The following is a 15,415-nucleotide window of genomic DNA, read 5'->3' as shown; positions in this document are numbered from 1 at the left end:
GTTTACTGCTTTTCTGTGAAATAGGAACGTAACGCGGAAATCGAATCGTTAGTTCCCGCAACAATATGCCCGGCGGCTTTTTTTCGATGAATCAAGACTGAATAATCAATCGCTTTCCCATTCAGATATGATACCTGAAATCCTTTTCTCTTGATAATTGCATGTGCTGCAGCAATGTCCCATATGAAGCAAGGAGCAAGCAGCACTTCCGTTACTCCAGGATGAAGGAGAAGTGCTGCAAGGTGCAGTATGGAACTACCGATACTACGCAATTTCCCTGGGTAGACCGATAAATCGAAGGTTCGGTGAAGCTTACTGGATATCATCATTTGTAAACACTGTTTCTGCTTTTTGGTATCGGCATCGATCTTCAGCGGGGAGCCATTGTAAAGTACTTCCTGATCGGGAAGGGCCGTCAGCAGCACACCCCGTTCCCGATCTGTTCCCCAACGGGGAGCATATATGATACCGCCGACAGGCAGCAGTTGCTCGTTGAGGATTCCTAATGCAACACACCATCCCGGCATCCCCTGGCTATAGGCATCCGTACCGTCGATAGGATCCAAGGCAAAGGTCAATTTTCTGTCGGGAAAAAGATCCCTTGGATTCTCTTCACTGACGATATTTGCGTCGGGGAAGAGTTCTTTCAAAGTATCAGAAAGGAGCTGATCTATCGCAAGATCTGTCTCGGTAAGAACCGAACCGTCTGGTTTGAAATTTCTCCTCACTGATTTTTGATTTTTAGCCGCCATGTCTCCGGCTTCTATAACTTTTTCGATGAGTTTTGAATACTGCGTCAAAATGGGGTTACTCCTTCTACGAGTAGTATATCGTATAGTTAGTGTCCCCGAAAAGGCACCTTGGAACAGATGTGTCTTTTTTGTGCTTATTGTCCGGAATCGTGGTGATTTTATGCCCATGCATAAGAGGGTAGATAGTCGATCGTCCATCGTAAGGCTGTGAGAGGAATACACCTGGTCCACAGCTCCCTTCTACTTCAATTCAGGGGTTGATTCCGTAAAAAAAGAGTAGTGTTACGAATATTGGTGATCCACAACGTACAATTCTTTTTCTTATCGTCAATTACAAAGATACACATATAAAAATCAAGCAAGAGGGAAAAACAAAGGATTTTTCCTGCAAAAAGAACAAAGTATCACCACGATTCGGAACAGTAGTTAAGCCTTCTTTGCAAGCGGCAATCCCCCGCTCACAAAAAAACGTTCCGTGAGAAACGCCGCCTTGTCACTTTCGTCATGAAAGCAATATCCCTCGGGTGCAGGCTTTTCGCTCTCCTCTTGATATGCGTTCAAGTTTTTAAAGAACCGTTTCATATCACTTGTGATGTGGTCCATCTTGGCGTAGAGGCCACGACCCGACCGTTCTATCATCATCGCATTAAGCCTTTGTTCAAATTGCCCTTCTACCGGAATGGAACATATCGGCTTCTTTAAATAAAGAGATTCGCAGCTAAGCTGATGTCCTGAGGTTGCGATGACGGCGGCACTTGTGGCAAGAGAATCCGCGAAATCAAAGCGTTCGCTGGGGAATACCCGTATTTCACGTTTTGTAACATGGTGTAAGGCTTCGAGAACATTTTTTTCCATACTCTTTTTGACATAGACGATGATATGATTTCCATAGTAAGGCTCTTTTGTTCGTATGTTGTCGCGAAGTATCGGACCGATATCGCCGTGGTAGAAGGAACTGATAAGTGATTCGTCATATTCTCCCATCATGGAACCTGCGACTATTTTACTGATGATTGCGTCCGGCATGATGGTTTGGGCTCTTAGCACAATTCCCGGATGGTTGAGTTGGAGTACCGGAATCCCTGCATGTTTTGCGGCTTTTGAGCTGTAGGGTTCAAAATCGCTCAGTACTCCTTCAATACGTAGCAGCTTCATTTGGTCGCTGATTTGCTTTATTGCTGCGGGGGCCTGAAAAATAGTATCGATATTGTCGATACCGGTACGGAAGAAATCGATTCGTTCCTTATTCATGACAAATTTTAGCAGAGGAAGCGGCATCAATAGACAATCTGGAAAGGTTGCGGCAATCATGGGGGCAACTGTCTCAGGAGCCCAGAAAAAAAGTTCGTGTCGTTCTTGTAATCTTTGAGAAAGGGCAATCATCCTTGTCACATGACCTTTCCCCTCTCCGTTTATTCCCACTCCGATTCTCATGATCAGAGGATGGTCCTATGGCATAAGGATTGTATGAGGCTATCGTTTGGAAACAAACAAAAAGAGCATTCCGACGGCTATCAGAATGATTCCGGGTAGATGGAATAGGGTAAGGTGGTAATCGGAAAGCGTAATTTCCAGCAGGAAAGGCGGAAAGAGAATCAGAGCCATATTATGAACGGGAACAATGACCGTTGCCTTTGCTTTCCAGGCAAAGGCAACTTGCGTAAGAACCATAGCAATGGTGCCAAATCCGATGCTGCAGGCAAATAATACCCATCCGATACCGGTAGAAGGAAGTAAGCCAGATGTTCCCCTATAATGCTGCGCAATTGACTTAAACAGGGGATCGCACGCCCCAGAGACGCCCGTAATTAATCCTGCAATCGTGCCGAGAATGCCGGAAGAGGCCCTGTATTTTTTGACCATGGCCAATGCCGGCAGGGCAATCACAAAAAATGCTCCCACGATACAAATAACAAGCTTCACATTGATGGATGCCATCACCATTCCGCCGCTATTTAAACTTGCTTTTCCTTCTGCCCATCCAAGAAAAAAGGTTCCTGTGGCAAGGATTAAGGCCCCAACATGACGTGTTTTTCCTACTGGTTCTCCGAGATAGCGTTCGGAAAAGAACATCAGCACAATGAGACCAAAACCAAACATGCTGGTATAAGCCGCTGGCGGGGCGAACATATTTGCGATAAGCACCCACAGAAAAGCCCCGTTGTTCAAGATCAGCGAAAAAACGTAAAGGCGTCGCTTCTTTTTTTTTACCTCATCGGAATCGGAATTTCTTGAGGAATAACCTTCGATACCGAACCGCTGCAGGCCCTTCGCAATGTGTATCTGTGTTGTGGCAATCAAACCTATGAGTGAGGCGATATATTCTTGCGGCATCGCTGGAGATCATAGACCGCCCTCTCTTTCCGTGTAAAGTAGCTATACCAAAGTCGTCAGGGGGAAAAAGATTTCAGCAGAGCAACCCTTTGCCGTGTCGGAGGGTGGGAATAGTGGAGAAATACCGAAAGCGGGTGGGGATCAGGATGACCGCCATTTTGCTTTTCCAGGGAGAGAAGGGCCGACACCAATTCGTCTCCGGTTCCCATCAGTTTTGCGGCAAAGAGATCGGCCTCTCTTTCCCTCTTTCTCGAAAATAAAAGGAAAAGGGGAGCAAAGAAGGCGGAGAGGAAGCCCATGACAATGACAAGCACTATCAGTGCTACTGCATGTGCTGTGTAGATCTCTGTGCTTGGAAAGCCGACTGCCTCGGGAAGAATCGGTGAGGCGACTGCCCAAAAAAGGAGGTAGAAGATTGGTGCTGAAAGGATTGTCTGAGAGATAAACTGTTTGACAACATGTTTCTTTGCAATATGGCCGAATTCATGGGCAAGGACCGCTACTATTTCCTCTTCCGAATGTTTGTCTATGAAGGTATCGTACAAGGCAACTCGCTTGCTGCTCCCGAACCCTGCCACATAGGCATTGGCCTTCGTAGATCGTCTTGAACCGTCGATCACCTCAACACGTTTTACCTTGATTCCCGCTTGCTCTGCAATTCCCGAAATCCTCGTTTTCAGTGACTCGTTTGCCAGAGGAGTGAAACGATTAAAGAGAGGCAATATGACGGTCGGCGCGATAATGGAGAGGAGTAATGAGAAAAGCGTATACCCGATCCAGGCAAGGAGCCATCCGGAAGGGCCGAAGTGATCATAAAAAGCATATATCAACAGAAAGATTGGAAGACCGATGAGACAAAGGAGAAAAAAGCCTTTTACTTCATCGGCAAAAAAGGTCTTGGGGCTTGTCTTGTTGAAACCATATCGTGCTTCGATCGAAAAAGTTGCATAGAGTGCGAAGGGGAGGGCAAGAAGTCGTTCTAAGAAGACAAGGATAAGAGCAAAGAAGACCCCCTGCACAAGCTCTCCTCCTCCGATGGTATACGAGAGATCATGGGAGATCCTTGCAGAGAGCGAAAAACCTCCGAATAAAAGGAAGAGAATAAACACAAGGGTGGTACAAGTCTCTCTGATCATTGAGAAACGCTTTTGTTCCCGTTGATAGGCAGCATCTTCCGATAACCGATGATAATCGAATCCCATTGCTAGTACAGAAAGAATGGCCGGGATCAAAACAATCATCGTCAAGATTATAAGTGGAAATGACAATGTATGCATAAGCAGAGCTTAGCACTAAAGCGAACAGGAGAAAAGAGTGCTTCATAGCCTTGATCCTGCTGCCTCTCTGAGGGACAATTAATGGTATGTTGAAAGGTAACTATGATCACATTGCCGCGATCTATGAATCACTTTTTCCCCTTTCTTCTCAAACCCTTGATTGTGTTGCCGCCTATGTGAAAACGGCCGAAAAACGGGTTTTGGATGTGGGGTGCGGCACAGGAGAGCTTGCCTTTGCTCTCAGGCAAAGAGGTTTTGATGTTGTTGGTATCGACAGTGATCCGTCGATGATAAAGAGGGCAAAAGAACGTTCCGGAGGACGTTGCGGCATAGACTTTACTCTTTTAGCCATGGAAAAGCTAAAGGGATGTTTTGTCGGTTCCTCCTTTTCCCTTATCACCTGTATTGGGAACACTATTGCCCATCTACGTGACAAGAAAGGTTTATTGGAGTTTTCTCATGTGGTATTTGACCTACTTGTCCCTTCCGGCCCTCTTTTGCTCCAGGTATTAAATTACGACATGATCCTTCGCTGGCGACCTGTCCAGCTACCTCCAATTGTGAAATCTGACCTTCGATTTCTCCGGTTCTATGATTACAGCCGGCTTCCCTTTACCATACTATTTACCGCAAGGCTTGAGGATTCTGACGGTAAGCTTTTGGATGAACGTCGTCTGGAGCTTTCTCCCTTTACCCGTGATGATATTTGTTCGGTTCTTGAAAAAAGTGGCTTTGAGGATGTTACATGCTTCGGAGGATTTGACAGGTCAGAACCGGGTGAAGAGAAGCTCCCTCTCGTGGTCTCTGCCCGTAAGCCTGGAGATGTCATGCAACAATATTGAATCAATGAAACCGTTTTTACGTTGGTTTTTTATCGCTATGCAACAAAATTGAAAAAGTGTTAGAATTCGCTGTAGATAATGTTGACTCTTTTCTTTGTCTCGGGTACAACCCGGACATGGAATGCCATTATCCGATACAATCGTTACGAGATAAAGGGGCTCTTGGGCCCTGGGATGATAGGGGCCTTTTCCGGCCTGCCACCCCGAGTCGGCGATCCGCCCTGTTGCGGAATCATGCCGGTTCGGGGTTTTTTTGTTTTCATTCCTTTGGAGGGGGCGATGTTCATCTTTTTTGAGAAGCGGGAGTCCTTTCGGACTTCTTCTGATGAATTACTACAGGATTTTCACCAGCGCCTTGGAATCGAAGGGCTCTCGAAAATACGGCTGTTCTCAGGATACCGGATAAGTGGAGATCTTTCTGTCGAAGTTGTCGAGCGGGCCCTTCGTGATCCTGTTACGGACCTCGGGCCGTTGACTGATCCCCCTTTTGACGATGCTGCATGTTGGAGCTTTGCCTGGGGCCTGCTTCCCGCACAGTTCGATCAGCGAGGTGCTTCTGCAAAGGAAGCCGTCGAACTTCAGGGCGGCGCTGTCGAAGCTGTTCGCAGCATTTCCTGCTGTCTCTTTTATGGAGAACTAAGCGAAAAAGATCGGCAGAGTATCCGGAAAGATTTGGTGAATCCTGTGGATTCTTATGAGATCGATCTCGACGGAGAAGAGGGGTTGCTGCGTGGCTTCCGTTTTCTTTCCGATGCTGCTCTTGAAGAGCTTGGCAAGCGGCATGGTATCGTCATGGCGCCCTCCGAATTGCAATTTTGCCGAAATTACTTCCGAGATGAACTTGATCGTGACCCTACGCTGACCGAACTTGCCATACTTGCAACCTACTGGAGTGATCACTGCCGCCATACCACCTTCAATACACCCCTTACCCATGTGTCGGTGGAGAAAAGTCACTACCTTTATGGGCTTGAGGAGACACTTCATTCCTATCACGATCGTTTCGGCGATGGGCTTTCCCTCATGAACATAGCAACCGCCGGGGTAAAAATCCTCTCTGCTGAGGGAAAAATCCCCGATCTCGATGTTTCGGAGGAGATTAACGCCGCTTCCATCAGAATATCGGTCGGCCACGAAAGCGGGGAAGGGAGATCTGCGACGAGTGAACCCTGGCTTTTGATGTTCAAGAACGAGACCCACAACCATCCCACTGAGATCGAACCCTTCGGGGGGGCGGCGACCTGTATCGGCGGAGCTATCAGGGACCCGCTTTCCGGCAGATCCTATGTTCACCAGGCCATGCGCCTTTCCGGTGCGGCCTTTCCCGATCCCAATGTGGAAGAGATGGAAGAGGAACTGCTTCGCAGCTCAAAACTTTCAAGGACGACCCTTGCCAGGGAATCGGCACACGGTTACAGCAGCTACGGTAATCAGATCGGAATTCCCACCGGACTGGTCAGGGAGCTTTATGCCGAGGGCTTTCGTGCCAAACGTTTCGAGGCAGGAGCCGTGGTTGGCGCCGTGCCCCTTTCGTCGATCAGGAGGGAGCGACCCGTTGCCGGAGACGTGGTGATCCTTGTCGGCGGTGCTACCGGACGGGACGGCATTGGAGGGGCCACCGGCTCTTCCCGGGCCCACGATGCGGAATCCATCCATCGTAGCGCAGCCGAGGTTCAGAAGGGAAATCCCCCGGAAGAGCGCGCTCTTCAGCGTTTCTTTCGAAAGAGGGAAACCGCAGCTCTCATAAAAAGGTGTAACGATTTCGGTGCCGGTGGTGTGGCCGTGGCTGTCGGAGAACTTGCCCCCGGGCTTTCTATTAATCTTTCTGCGGTCCCCCTAAAATATCGAGATCTTTCTCCCATGGAAATAACCCTTTCCGAGAGTCAGGAGCGCATGGCGGTAGTTGTGGCTGCCTGCGACGCCGATACCTTTGTGGCCCTTGCTGCGGAAGAGGATCTGGTCGCCTCGATTATTGCCGAGGTTACCGAAGAGCCACTGCTTACGATCGCCTCTCGTGACGGCATTGTTGCAAAGCTGCCGAGGCAGTTGCTTGATTCGGCCGGAGGCGATTCCCGGGCTGAAGCCAGGGTTCCGTCTCCCTCTGAGACCTCCTTCTTCGATGAAATTCTCCGTCGCAGAAATGCGGTGCAGGAGGATCGGCGCTGGGCTCTTCTCCTCTCCGAGGATAATGTCGCCGGTGCCGAAGGGCTCACCGAGCAGTTCGACTCTTCGGTTGGGGCCCGGTCGGTACTTTCTCCCCTGGGTGGCAAGTATCAGTTGACTCCGACCGAGGCAATGGCTGCCCTCATCCCTTCGAAACGGGAAGGAGTATCCACCGCATCGATAATGAGCTGCGGTTATGCCCCGGAGATCGGCCTTTGGAGTCCCTATCACGGGGCCATCTATGCCATCCTTGAGGCGGTGTGCCGAAGCCTTGCCACCGGCGCCGCTTTAGGATCGATTCGGCTCTCCCTTCAGGAGTATTTTCCACCTCCCGGGGAGGATGCCGAAGGGTGGGGAAGACCTGCATCGGCCCTTTTAGGCGCTTTGCGGGCTCAGCTTGCTTTGGGAATCCCGGCTATCGGAGGAAAGGACAGCATGTCCGGAAGCTGGATGGAGTTGAAGGTCCCGCCGACCCTGGCCGCCTTTGCCGTTGCCCCCGTTTCTGCCGTATCGGTACAGAGCCCCGAATTCAAGAAGATCGGCTCAAAGATTTTTCTCATCCATCACTCCCGTCTCGAAAACGGAGAACCGGATTTCCCTCTCTTTCTCAGGCAGGCAGCCTTCCTTGAGCAGCTGATGCAGGGTGGAAATGTACTGGCATGTCGATCGGTTGGCTTCGGAGGTGTGGCCCAGGCCGTGGCAGAGATGGGATTCGGAAACGGAATCGGCTTTGACGGAGATCTTCCGAAAGGATTGGATCCCTTTGATCCTGCCTACGGTTCTTTTCTCATTGAATGGAATGGTGGAGCGACTCTGCCTGAGGACGACGAGTCGTTCCTTACGGCCGTCGGATCTACCACTAAGAAGCAAAATTTCAGGATCGGCGGGATGAATATTTCCATGGATCGGGCCCTGGAAGCATGGCGCAGCAAAAAGGCCGAGCTCTATCCCGGTCCCGGCGGAAGCCGGGGGAGCGCCTCAGGGCTCCCTTCCGTACCTTTTTCAGAAGCCTACCCTGTGCCGAGGACCCTTGCCAGGCGGGGGCCTGAGGTCTTGGTGCTCTCTTTTCCCGGGACAAACTGTGAAGAAGAGACTGCCACGGCCTTCAGGAGAGAGGGTGGAGATGTTTCTCACTTTTTGTTTCGTACTCGTTGTGCAGGAGGTCCTCCCTCATCTTTGGAATCGATGGAAAAGGCGATTGCCAAGGCCAAGATCGTGGTCATCCCCGGAGGATTTAGTGCAGGGGATGAGCCTGACGGGGCGGCAAAGTATATTGCGGCGGTTCTCGGCAATCCTCGAATCGCAGGGGCCCTTGAAGAGCTTCTCTATCGCCGCGACGGTCTGATGCTCGGTATCTGCAACGGCTTTCAGGCCCTGGTTCGCTCCGGACTTTTACCCTATGGCAGGATTACGGCAAGAAGAGAGAGGGATCCTGTTCTTGCCCCTAATCAGATAGGCAGACACGTTTCACGCTACTGTGGTACCCGCTGTGAATCCGACCTCGGCCCTTGGATGAGACTCTTGTCGCCGGGCGATCTGCAGGTGGTTCCGGTCTCTCATGGGGAGGGGCGTTTCGTAGCGCCGGCGGCTCTGCTCGACGAACTCGAACAGAATCGGCAGGTTGCCTTCCGCTACTGCGATAATGAGGGACATGTTGCTTTGGACTATCCCGATAATCCCAACGGTTCAATGCGAGGTATCGAAGGCATTTTGAGTCCCGATGGACGGATCCTCGGAAAGATGGGCCACAGCGAGCGAAGCGGAAGATATGTTGCAAAAAATATCCCCGGTGCCGGATGGCAGCCCATCTTTCGTGCCGGGATCGATTATTTTCTCTAAGATTTTTCTGTATGGAGGATGGAATGGTTGCAATCATCATGGGAAGCGGTTCCGATCTTCCCCAGCTTGAGGGCTGTGCAAAGCTCCTCGATAGCCTCGGCATCGAATGGGAGTCCAGGGTCCTTTCGGCACATCGGACTCCAGAGGCCCTGGATTCCTATATTGCCGGCCTTGAGAAAAAGGGGTGTCAGGTAATCATAGCCGCTGCGGGCTTGTCGGCCCATCTTCCGGGTGTCATCGCGGCAAAAACCTTGATTCCCGTGGTCGGTATTCCGCTAAAAGCCAAAACAGCGGCCATGGAGGGGATGGATGCGGTCATGTCGATGCTGCAGATGCCTCCGGGAATTCCTGTAGCCACCGTGGGAATCGACAACGGAACGAATGGGGCCCTTCTTGCCGCCGCCATCATCGGATCTTCCGATGTCAAGGTGCGGAAAGCGCTGGCAGGCTATCGATCTGAAAAAAAAGAAAAACTACTTGCACAATATCATGGGGAGGTTTTGAAATGAAAGGAAAACTGCTGTATGAGGGAAAAGCCAAAAAGTTGTACGCCACCGATGATGCAGAGGTTGTACTGGTAGAATATAAGGACGATGCAACCGCATTCAATGGAGAGAAAAAGGGTACGATCACCGGAAAGGGAGAGATGAATAACGCCATCACCACGCTCCTTTTTACCCTGCTTGCCAAGGAGGGGGTTGAAAACCACTTTATCGAAAAGATCAACCCCCGGGAGCAGCTCTGCCGTAAGGTAGAGATTGTACCGGTTGAGGTGATTGTCCGCAACAAGGCGGCGGGAAGCATGGCAAAACGACTGGGCCTTGAGGAGGGAACCGAACTCAAGACCACGGTTTTCGAAATCAGCTATAAAAACGACGACCTTGGGGACCCTCTTATTAATGATCACCATGCCGTTGCCATCGGTCTGACCACCTTCGAGGAGCTGAAGGCAATCTACAACATGGCTGCTAAGGTAAACGAGGTGCTGAGCGCCTTTTTCCTGAAGATCGGTATTACCCTGATCGATTTTAAGCTGGAGTTCGGCCGGGCCAGCGATGGTAGGCTGCTGCTCGCCGATGAGATCAGTCCCGATACCTGTCGTTTCTGGGATGCAGCCACCGGAAAGAAGCTTGACAAGGATCGCTTCCGACGAGATCTTGGTTCTGTGGAAGATGCCTATCATGAGGTTCTTTCCCGCATGGAGAACGCTGGTGAATAGTCTTTTGGCTCCGGTGGAAGCTGCGGATGATAAGCTGCACGAAGAATGCGGGGTATTCGCCGTCTGCGCAAAAAAAGATTCCGCTCCTTCCGTCGATCCCGTGCATGTAGTGCTGGGAGGTCTTACGGCTCTCCAGCATCGTGGTCAGGAGAGCTCGGGGATTATTCTGGGCGGATTTGAGGATCCTGCTCGAATCGAGGTGGCAAAGTCTGCAGGGCTTGTCGCCTCTTTGATCGATTCAGGAGATGTCCTGCGGCTCGACAGAGAGGGTGCGACTGTCGCTCTCGGCCATGTTCGGTATTCCACAACCGGGGGAAGCGGGGTCGAAAATGCCCAACCTCTGGTTGCTCACACAAAAAAAGGGGCGGTTGCCCTGGCACATAACGGGAATTTGGTAAATTCTCAGCTTCTTCGGGAACTCCTTGAAGAGGGGGGAAGCGTTTTTCGTACGCAAAGTGATTCGGAGGTGATGCTCAACCTGATTGCCAGGAGCCTTGCAAAAAAAAGTGCTCTTGAGGCTGTTCGGGATGCGGTCCGAACGGTTCAGGGTTCCTATGCTCTGGCGGTGCTTGCCGACGGCAAATTGATTGCGGCGCGGGATAAGAACGGAATTCGACCCCTCTGTGTGGGAGAACTTGGAGAGTATTGGGTGGTTTCCTCTGAAACCTGTGCTCTCGATGCCATAGGCGCAAAATTTCTGCGGGATGTTGAACCGGGAGAAATCATTGTGGCCGATGGTGAAGGTATTGCCGGCAGCAATCAGGAAGAAAAAACCGAGACGCGGACCTGCAGTTTCGAATACATCTACTTTGCCCGGCCAGATTCGGTTATCGACGGCATCGGGGTCTACGGTGCCAGGGTACGTTCCGGTCATCAACTTTTCAAGGAAGCCCCGGTAAAGGCCGATCTTGTCACCGGTGTCCCCGATTCCGGGATTCCTGCCGCCGCCGGTTTCAGCGAGGCTTCAGGTATTCCCTACGGTATGTCCCTGGTAAAAAATCGCTATGTGGGACGCTCCTTTATTGCTCCGAATCAGGATGACAGGGAGCGACGGGTCGCCTTGAAGCACAACGCCCTGAAAGAGGCTGTCAAAGGAATGCGTATTGTCCTTATCGACGATTCCATCGTCCGGGGAACAACCATGCGCTCCCTTGTTTCTAAGCTGAAAGGGGCGGGCGCCACCGAAGTTCATATCAGAATTGCCGCCCCGCCCGTGGCCTTTCCCTGCTACTTCGGCATTGATACACCGTACCGGGAGGATCTGGTTAGCAATAAATACGATATCGAGGAGCTTGCCAGACGGGTCGGTGCCGATTCTTTGGCCTTCCTCTCGGTTGAAGGGCTTGTCCAGGCCCTCTCGGGTACCATGGGGTTTTGTACCGGCTGCTTCACCGGCGTCTATCCAATGGGAGCCCCGAAGCCTGGTCGGGAGGATTAGTGGAGAAGGATATGAAAGAAATCGATTATCGCAAGGCCGGAGTCGACAGGGAAGAGGGCTACCGAACCGTTTCCCTGATCAGGGAGAGTTGCGATCGAACCAGACAGGATGGCGACGGGGTTCTCGCCGGCCTGGGAAGCTTCGGCAGCCTTTTTGCCATGCCCGCCTCCTACAAAGAACCTGTTCTCGTGTCGGGAACCGACGGGGTAGGAACAAAGCTGGAACTGGCGATCCTTCTCGATCGTCTCGAAGGGATCGGTATCGATTGTGTGGCCATGTGTGTCAACGACATCCTCTGCCACGGTGCCAGGCCCCTTTTCTTCCTCGACTACCTTGCCACCGGAAAGCTTGAGGCCGAAACCATGGCCAGGGTTGTGGAGGGTGTTTCCCTCGGCTGTATTCAGGCGGAATGCGCCCTTGTGGGCGGGGAGACCGCCGAGATGCCGGGGCTCTACCGCGCCGGAGACTTCGATGTCGCCGGTTTCTCTGTCGGTGTGGTGGAGCGCAAAAAGCTTATCGACGGGTCCGGGGTTCGGGCCGGCGATACCTTGATCGCCCTTGCCTCCAGCGGACCTCACTCCAATGGCTTTTCCCTCATCCGCATGGCGACCGCCGATGAAAAGAAGGATGGCTACCGGCGGGAAATCGGCGGAAAGAGCCTGGGAGAGCTGCTTTTAGAGCCGACGATGATCTACGTCAAGGCACTTCGCCCTCTTATCGAGGATTCGCTCCTCCACGGTATTGCCCATATCACCGGTGGAGGGCTTTTCGAAAATCTTCCCAGGACCATCCCTGGTGGATTGGCTGCAGAGGTCGAGCGCGGCCTGATCAGGACCCCTGAGGTGTTTGCTTACCTGGCATCCCTCGGCATAGGCGATGAAGAGATGTTTCGTACCTTCAATATGGGGGTCGGCATGGTACTTGTCGTTTCTCCTGGGGATGCTGATGGCATCTGCAGCCGTATCGAGGCCTCTGGTATCGATGCCTATCCCATTGGCAGGGTCGTAGCTGTCCCCGATTCCGATAAAGGAGGGGAACGCCTATGGCTTCGATAGCGGTTCTTGCTTCCGGACGGGGGAGCACCCTTGCCTATCTCGTCGAAGGAGCGGCCTCCGGAGCACTCAAGGCTGAAATTTCCATGGTTGTCGTGGACCGTCCGGCTACCGGTGCGGCTGCTATAGCCGAGAAAGCCTCAATCCCTCTTTTGCTTCTGGATCGAAAGGAGGGATCTTCGGTGCTGAGCCGAAAGATCGCCGAGGCCCTTGACGGCAAGGTCGACCTTATCGTCTGTGCCGGTTTCCTGTCGATCCTGACAGATCCATTGCTTAAGGCCTTTCGCGGGAGGATCGTCAATATTCATCCGTCGCTTTTGCCCGATTTTGGTGGTATGGGAATGCACGGTGTGCATGTGCATCGGGCGGTCATCGAATCGGGATGCCGTTGTAGCGGCTGTTCGGTTCATCTGGTAGATGACGGGATTGATAGCGGGAGGGTGCTGGCCCGGCGCAGGGTACCTGTTTTTCCCGGGGATACTCCCGAAATCCTTGCTTCCCGGGTGAGTGAAGAGGAGAAGCCCCTGCTTCTGGAAACCATCAATGCACTTCTTGCCGGGGAAGAGCATCCCGCTGCTGCGAAAATTCGTGCAGCCGTAATCGGCAAGGGAGGGCGGGAACACGCCCTCTGCTGGAAGCTGCTGCAGGATGAGGATATCTGTTCTCTCGCGGCCCTGCCAGGGAATGGAGGCACTGCCCTATTGGAAGGTTGCGACAATATTCCCATGCCGAAGGATGAAGACTCCCTTATCGATCTGCTTCGCGGCCGGGGGGTAAACCTTGTGGTCGTGGGGCCGGAGGTGCCCCTGGTCGAGGGGCTCGGGATGCGGCTTCGTAAGGCGGGTTTTGCCGTCTTTGGACCCGATAGTGAAGGCGCCCGTCTTGAGGGAAGCAAGGCCTTTGCCAAGAATTTCATGATTCGCCACGGGGTAGCTACCGCCGATTATCAGGTTTTCCTGGCCGGTGAGCAGAAGAAGGCTCTCGGCTATGCGGCCTCCCTGGATTGGAGGGTTGCGGTGAAGGCGGACGGTCTTGCCGCCGGAAAGGGGGTTTTGCTTTGTTCATCCCGTGAGGAGGTGGAGAAGGCCCTTGATACCTGTTTCGGCGGAGGTTTCGGTGATGCCGGGCGGACCGTGGTGATCGAAGAACTTCTTACCGGTCCCGAGGTTTCCTTTTTCGCCCTTACCGATGGTATCGATTACCTCCTTTTGCCCTCTGCCCGGGATCATAAACGGGCCCTCGACGGCGATCGGGGGCTTAACACCGGCGGCATGGGGAGTGTTGCCCCGGCTCCCGGCCTTTCATCCGACATCGAAGAGGCCTTTACCAAAGCCATCCTACTTCCGACCCTCCGGGGATTGCACGAGGATGCCATCCTTTTTCGTGGGGTGCTCTTTTTCGGGGTGATGCTTACCTCGAAGGGGCCCAAGCTATTGGAGTACAATGTCCGCTTCGGTGATCCGGAGACCCAGTCTCTGATGCCCCTGCTGCCTTCAGATTTTGCCCGGCTGCTTTTCGACTGTGCCAGGGGAAATCTTCCCGCTTCTCTTGCTGCGGACCGGGAAAAGGAGCGGCTGCACGCCTGTACCGTCGTTGCCGTTGCCGAAGGGTATCCTGAGTCTGCCAAACGTGGAGATCTTATTTCCCTGCTGCCTCCAGCTTCCGACCATTCGGTCTCCTTTGTCTCCGGTGCAGAGCTTAGGCCCGACGGATCGCTTGTTACGGCGGGGGGGAGGGTTCTCTCCCTGACTGCCTGGGGAGATGATGCCGCCGCGGCCCGAAGGGCTGCCTACGATTTGGTGCAAAGGGTCTCTTTCAGGGGCATGCATGTTCGCTCCGATATCGGCTTGTTCTGATGTCGATGGGCATAGAACCGGTAGCTTTGATCTCATCTTCGATCGAAACCCGATTGACCGGCCTTCGGGCCGGTTATACCATGAAACCATGATTGAATTTGAGCGTGTCACTACAAGGGGAGGAGACAAGGGGGAAAGTTCCCTTTTCAACGGGGAACGGAGGGTAAAAGACGATGCTATTTTTGAGGCCCTGGGGGATATCGACGAACTGGTAAGCTGGCTTGGGGTGATAAAAGCCGATATCTCTGCCTCGCCTGTTTCCGGCATTTCGGCCTTCTCTTCTCAGCTTCATGAAATACAGAAAACCCTCATGCGTTTTTCCGGACAGATTGCCACTCCTAAAAATGATAAACTCTATGAGAAGATGGCTCACCTCTCCCAACAGGACCTGGAAGCACTGGAAGCCTCAGAAGCAGTGCTTTTGAAAAAGACGAAGATCGGCAGTGCCTTCGTTGTTCCCGGTCAGTGCCACCTTTCCTCGGAGATCGATATTGCCCGGACCATATGCCGTAGGGCCGAACGTCGGGTCGTTACCTGTATTAGAAGTAGTTATCTTGGTCATCTTGCCCTTGGGCAGAACTATCTGAACCGTCTCAGCGATTTTCTCTTTGTCCTTGCCCGGTGGGTGGAGCAGGCTGGATAG

General features: G+C 52.4%; 12 protein-coding genes. 8 read left to right on the top strand and 4 right to left on the bottom strand.

The genetic code is table 11. The annotated features are described in order from the left end of the window. Window positions 1-2: 2 nt before the first annotated feature. The 4 genes from SPIRS_RS15805 to SPIRS_RS15790 form a co-directional block, all read right to left on the bottom strand. The gene (locus SPIRS_RS15805) at window positions 3-800 is read right to left on the bottom strand and encodes an inositol monophosphatase family protein (RefSeq protein ID WP_013255690.1); all 798 of its coding nucleotides are present in this window, start codon (window positions 798-800) and stop codon (window positions 3-5) included. 378 nt (window positions 801-1,178) lie between these two features. Continuing rightward, window positions 1,179-2,186, bottom strand: coding sequence for a glycosyltransferase family protein (locus SPIRS_RS15800; protein WP_013255689.1), 1,008 nt, complete (start codon window positions 2,184-2,186; stop codon window positions 1,179-1,181). A 39-nt stretch (window positions 2,187-2,225) separates the two neighbouring features. Beyond that, window positions 2,226-3,086 (bottom strand): hypothetical protein, encoded by an 861-nt coding sequence (locus SPIRS_RS15795; RefSeq protein ID WP_013255688.1) that lies wholly within the window; start codon window positions 3,084-3,086, stop codon window positions 2,226-2,228. A gap of 56 nt (window positions 3,087-3,142) precedes the next feature. Further along, the gene (locus SPIRS_RS15790) at window positions 3,143-4,327 is read right to left on the bottom strand and encodes a M48 family metallopeptidase (protein ID WP_013255687.1); all 1,185 of its coding nucleotides are present in this window, start codon (window positions 4,325-4,327) and stop codon (window positions 3,143-3,145) included. A 122-nt stretch (window positions 4,328-4,449) separates the two neighbouring features. Between SPIRS_RS15790 and SPIRS_RS15785 the strand changes: the two genes are divergently transcribed. From SPIRS_RS15785 to SPIRS_RS15750, 8 genes are all read left to right on the top strand, one after another. Beyond that, window positions 4,450-5,205 carry a class I SAM-dependent methyltransferase gene (locus SPIRS_RS15785; RefSeq protein ID WP_013255686.1) on the top strand — a complete coding sequence of 252 codons (756 nt, stop codon included), beginning with the start codon at window positions 4,450-4,452 and terminating at the stop codon, window positions 5,203-5,205. Between the two features lie 78 nt (window positions 5,206-5,283). Beyond that, window positions 5,284-9,207 carry a phosphoribosylformylglycinamidine synthase gene (locus SPIRS_RS15780; protein WP_245537604.1) on the top strand — a complete coding sequence of 1,308 codons (3,924 nt, stop codon included), beginning with the start codon at window positions 5,284-5,286 and terminating at the stop codon, window positions 9,205-9,207. Window positions 9,208-9,230: 23 nt separating this feature from the next. After that, a complete protein-coding gene (purE, locus tag SPIRS_RS15775; protein WP_013255684.1) occupies window positions 9,231-9,716 on the top strand; it encodes a 5-(carboxyamino)imidazole ribonucleotide mutase in 486 nt (161 codons plus the stop codon). Next, complete coding sequence (gene purC, locus SPIRS_RS15770) at window positions 9,713-10,426, top strand: phosphoribosylaminoimidazolesuccinocarboxamide synthase (RefSeq protein ID WP_013255683.1); 714 nt, start codon at window positions 9,713-9,715, stop codon at window positions 10,424-10,426. The genes purE and purC overlap by 4 nt, the downstream gene beginning before the upstream one ends. Further along, window positions 10,419-11,864: an amidophosphoribosyltransferase gene (purF, locus tag SPIRS_RS15765; RefSeq protein ID WP_013255682.1), complete on the top strand. Its 1,446-nt coding sequence runs from the start codon at window positions 10,419-10,421 to the stop codon at window positions 11,862-11,864. The genes purC and purF overlap by 8 nt, the downstream gene beginning before the upstream one ends. Further along, on the top strand, window positions 11,864-12,919 hold the full coding sequence (gene purM, locus SPIRS_RS15760; RefSeq protein ID WP_013255681.1) for a phosphoribosylformylglycinamidine cyclo-ligase: 1,056 nt from the start codon (window positions 11,864-11,866) through the stop codon (window positions 12,917-12,919). Before purF ends, purM begins: the two co-directional genes overlap by 1 nt. Next, window positions 12,907-14,772, top strand: a complete 1,866-nt coding sequence (purD, locus tag SPIRS_RS15755; RefSeq protein ID WP_013255680.1) for a phosphoribosylamine--glycine ligase — start codon at window positions 12,907-12,909, stop codon at window positions 14,770-14,772. Before purM ends, purD begins: the two co-directional genes overlap by 13 nt. Beyond that, window positions 14,744-15,415: a cob(I)yrinic acid a,c-diamide adenosyltransferase gene (locus tag SPIRS_RS15750; protein WP_049784671.1), complete on the top strand. Its 672-nt coding sequence runs from the start codon at window positions 14,744-14,746 to the stop codon at window positions 15,413-15,415. Before purD ends, SPIRS_RS15750 begins: the two co-directional genes overlap by 29 nt.

Origin of the sequence: Sediminispirochaeta smaragdinae DSM 11293 (assembly GCF_000143985.1) — a bacterium.
GTDB classification, from domain to species: Bacteria; Spirochaetota; Spirochaetia; order DSM-16054; family Sediminispirochaetaceae; genus Sediminispirochaeta; species Sediminispirochaeta smaragdinae.
Note: the sequence above shows the minus strand (reverse complement) of the source record. Positions and strands in the feature narration are given on the sequence as shown.

What these genes read in the sequence shown, in the direction of transcription:
- SPIRS_RS15750 (WP_049784671.1), top strand. Translation starts at nt 14,744, where the DNA reads ATGTTCGCTCCGATATCGGCTTGTTCTGATGTCGATGGGCATAGAACC.
- purD (WP_013255680.1), top strand. Translation starts at nt 12,907, where the DNA reads ATGGCTTCGATAGCGGTTCTTGCTTCCGGACGGGGGAGCACCCTTGCC.
- SPIRS_RS15795 (WP_013255688.1), bottom strand. Translation starts at nt 3,086, where the DNA reads ATGCCGCAAGAATATATCGCCTCACTCATAGGTTTGATTGCCACAACA.
- SPIRS_RS15780 (WP_245537604.1), top strand. Translation starts at nt 5,284, where the DNA reads ATGTTGACTCTTTTCTTTGTCTCGGGTACAACCCGGACATGGAATGCC.
- SPIRS_RS15800 (WP_013255689.1), bottom strand. Translation starts at nt 2,186, where the DNA reads ATGAGAATCGGAGTGGGAATAAACGGAGAGGGGAAAGGTCATGTGACA.
- SPIRS_RS15790 (WP_013255687.1), bottom strand. Translation starts at nt 4,327, where the DNA reads ATGATTGTTTTGATCCCGGCCATTCTTTCTGTACTAGCAATGGGATTC.
- SPIRS_RS15785 (WP_013255686.1), top strand. Translation starts at nt 4,450, where the DNA reads ATGTTGAAAGGTAACTATGATCACATTGCCGCGATCTATGAATCACTT.
- purE (WP_013255684.1), top strand. Translation starts at nt 9,231, where the DNA reads ATGGTTGCAATCATCATGGGAAGCGGTTCCGATCTTCCCCAGCTTGAG.
- purC (WP_013255683.1), top strand. Translation starts at nt 9,713, where the DNA reads ATGAAAGGAAAACTGCTGTATGAGGGAAAAGCCAAAAAGTTGTACGCC.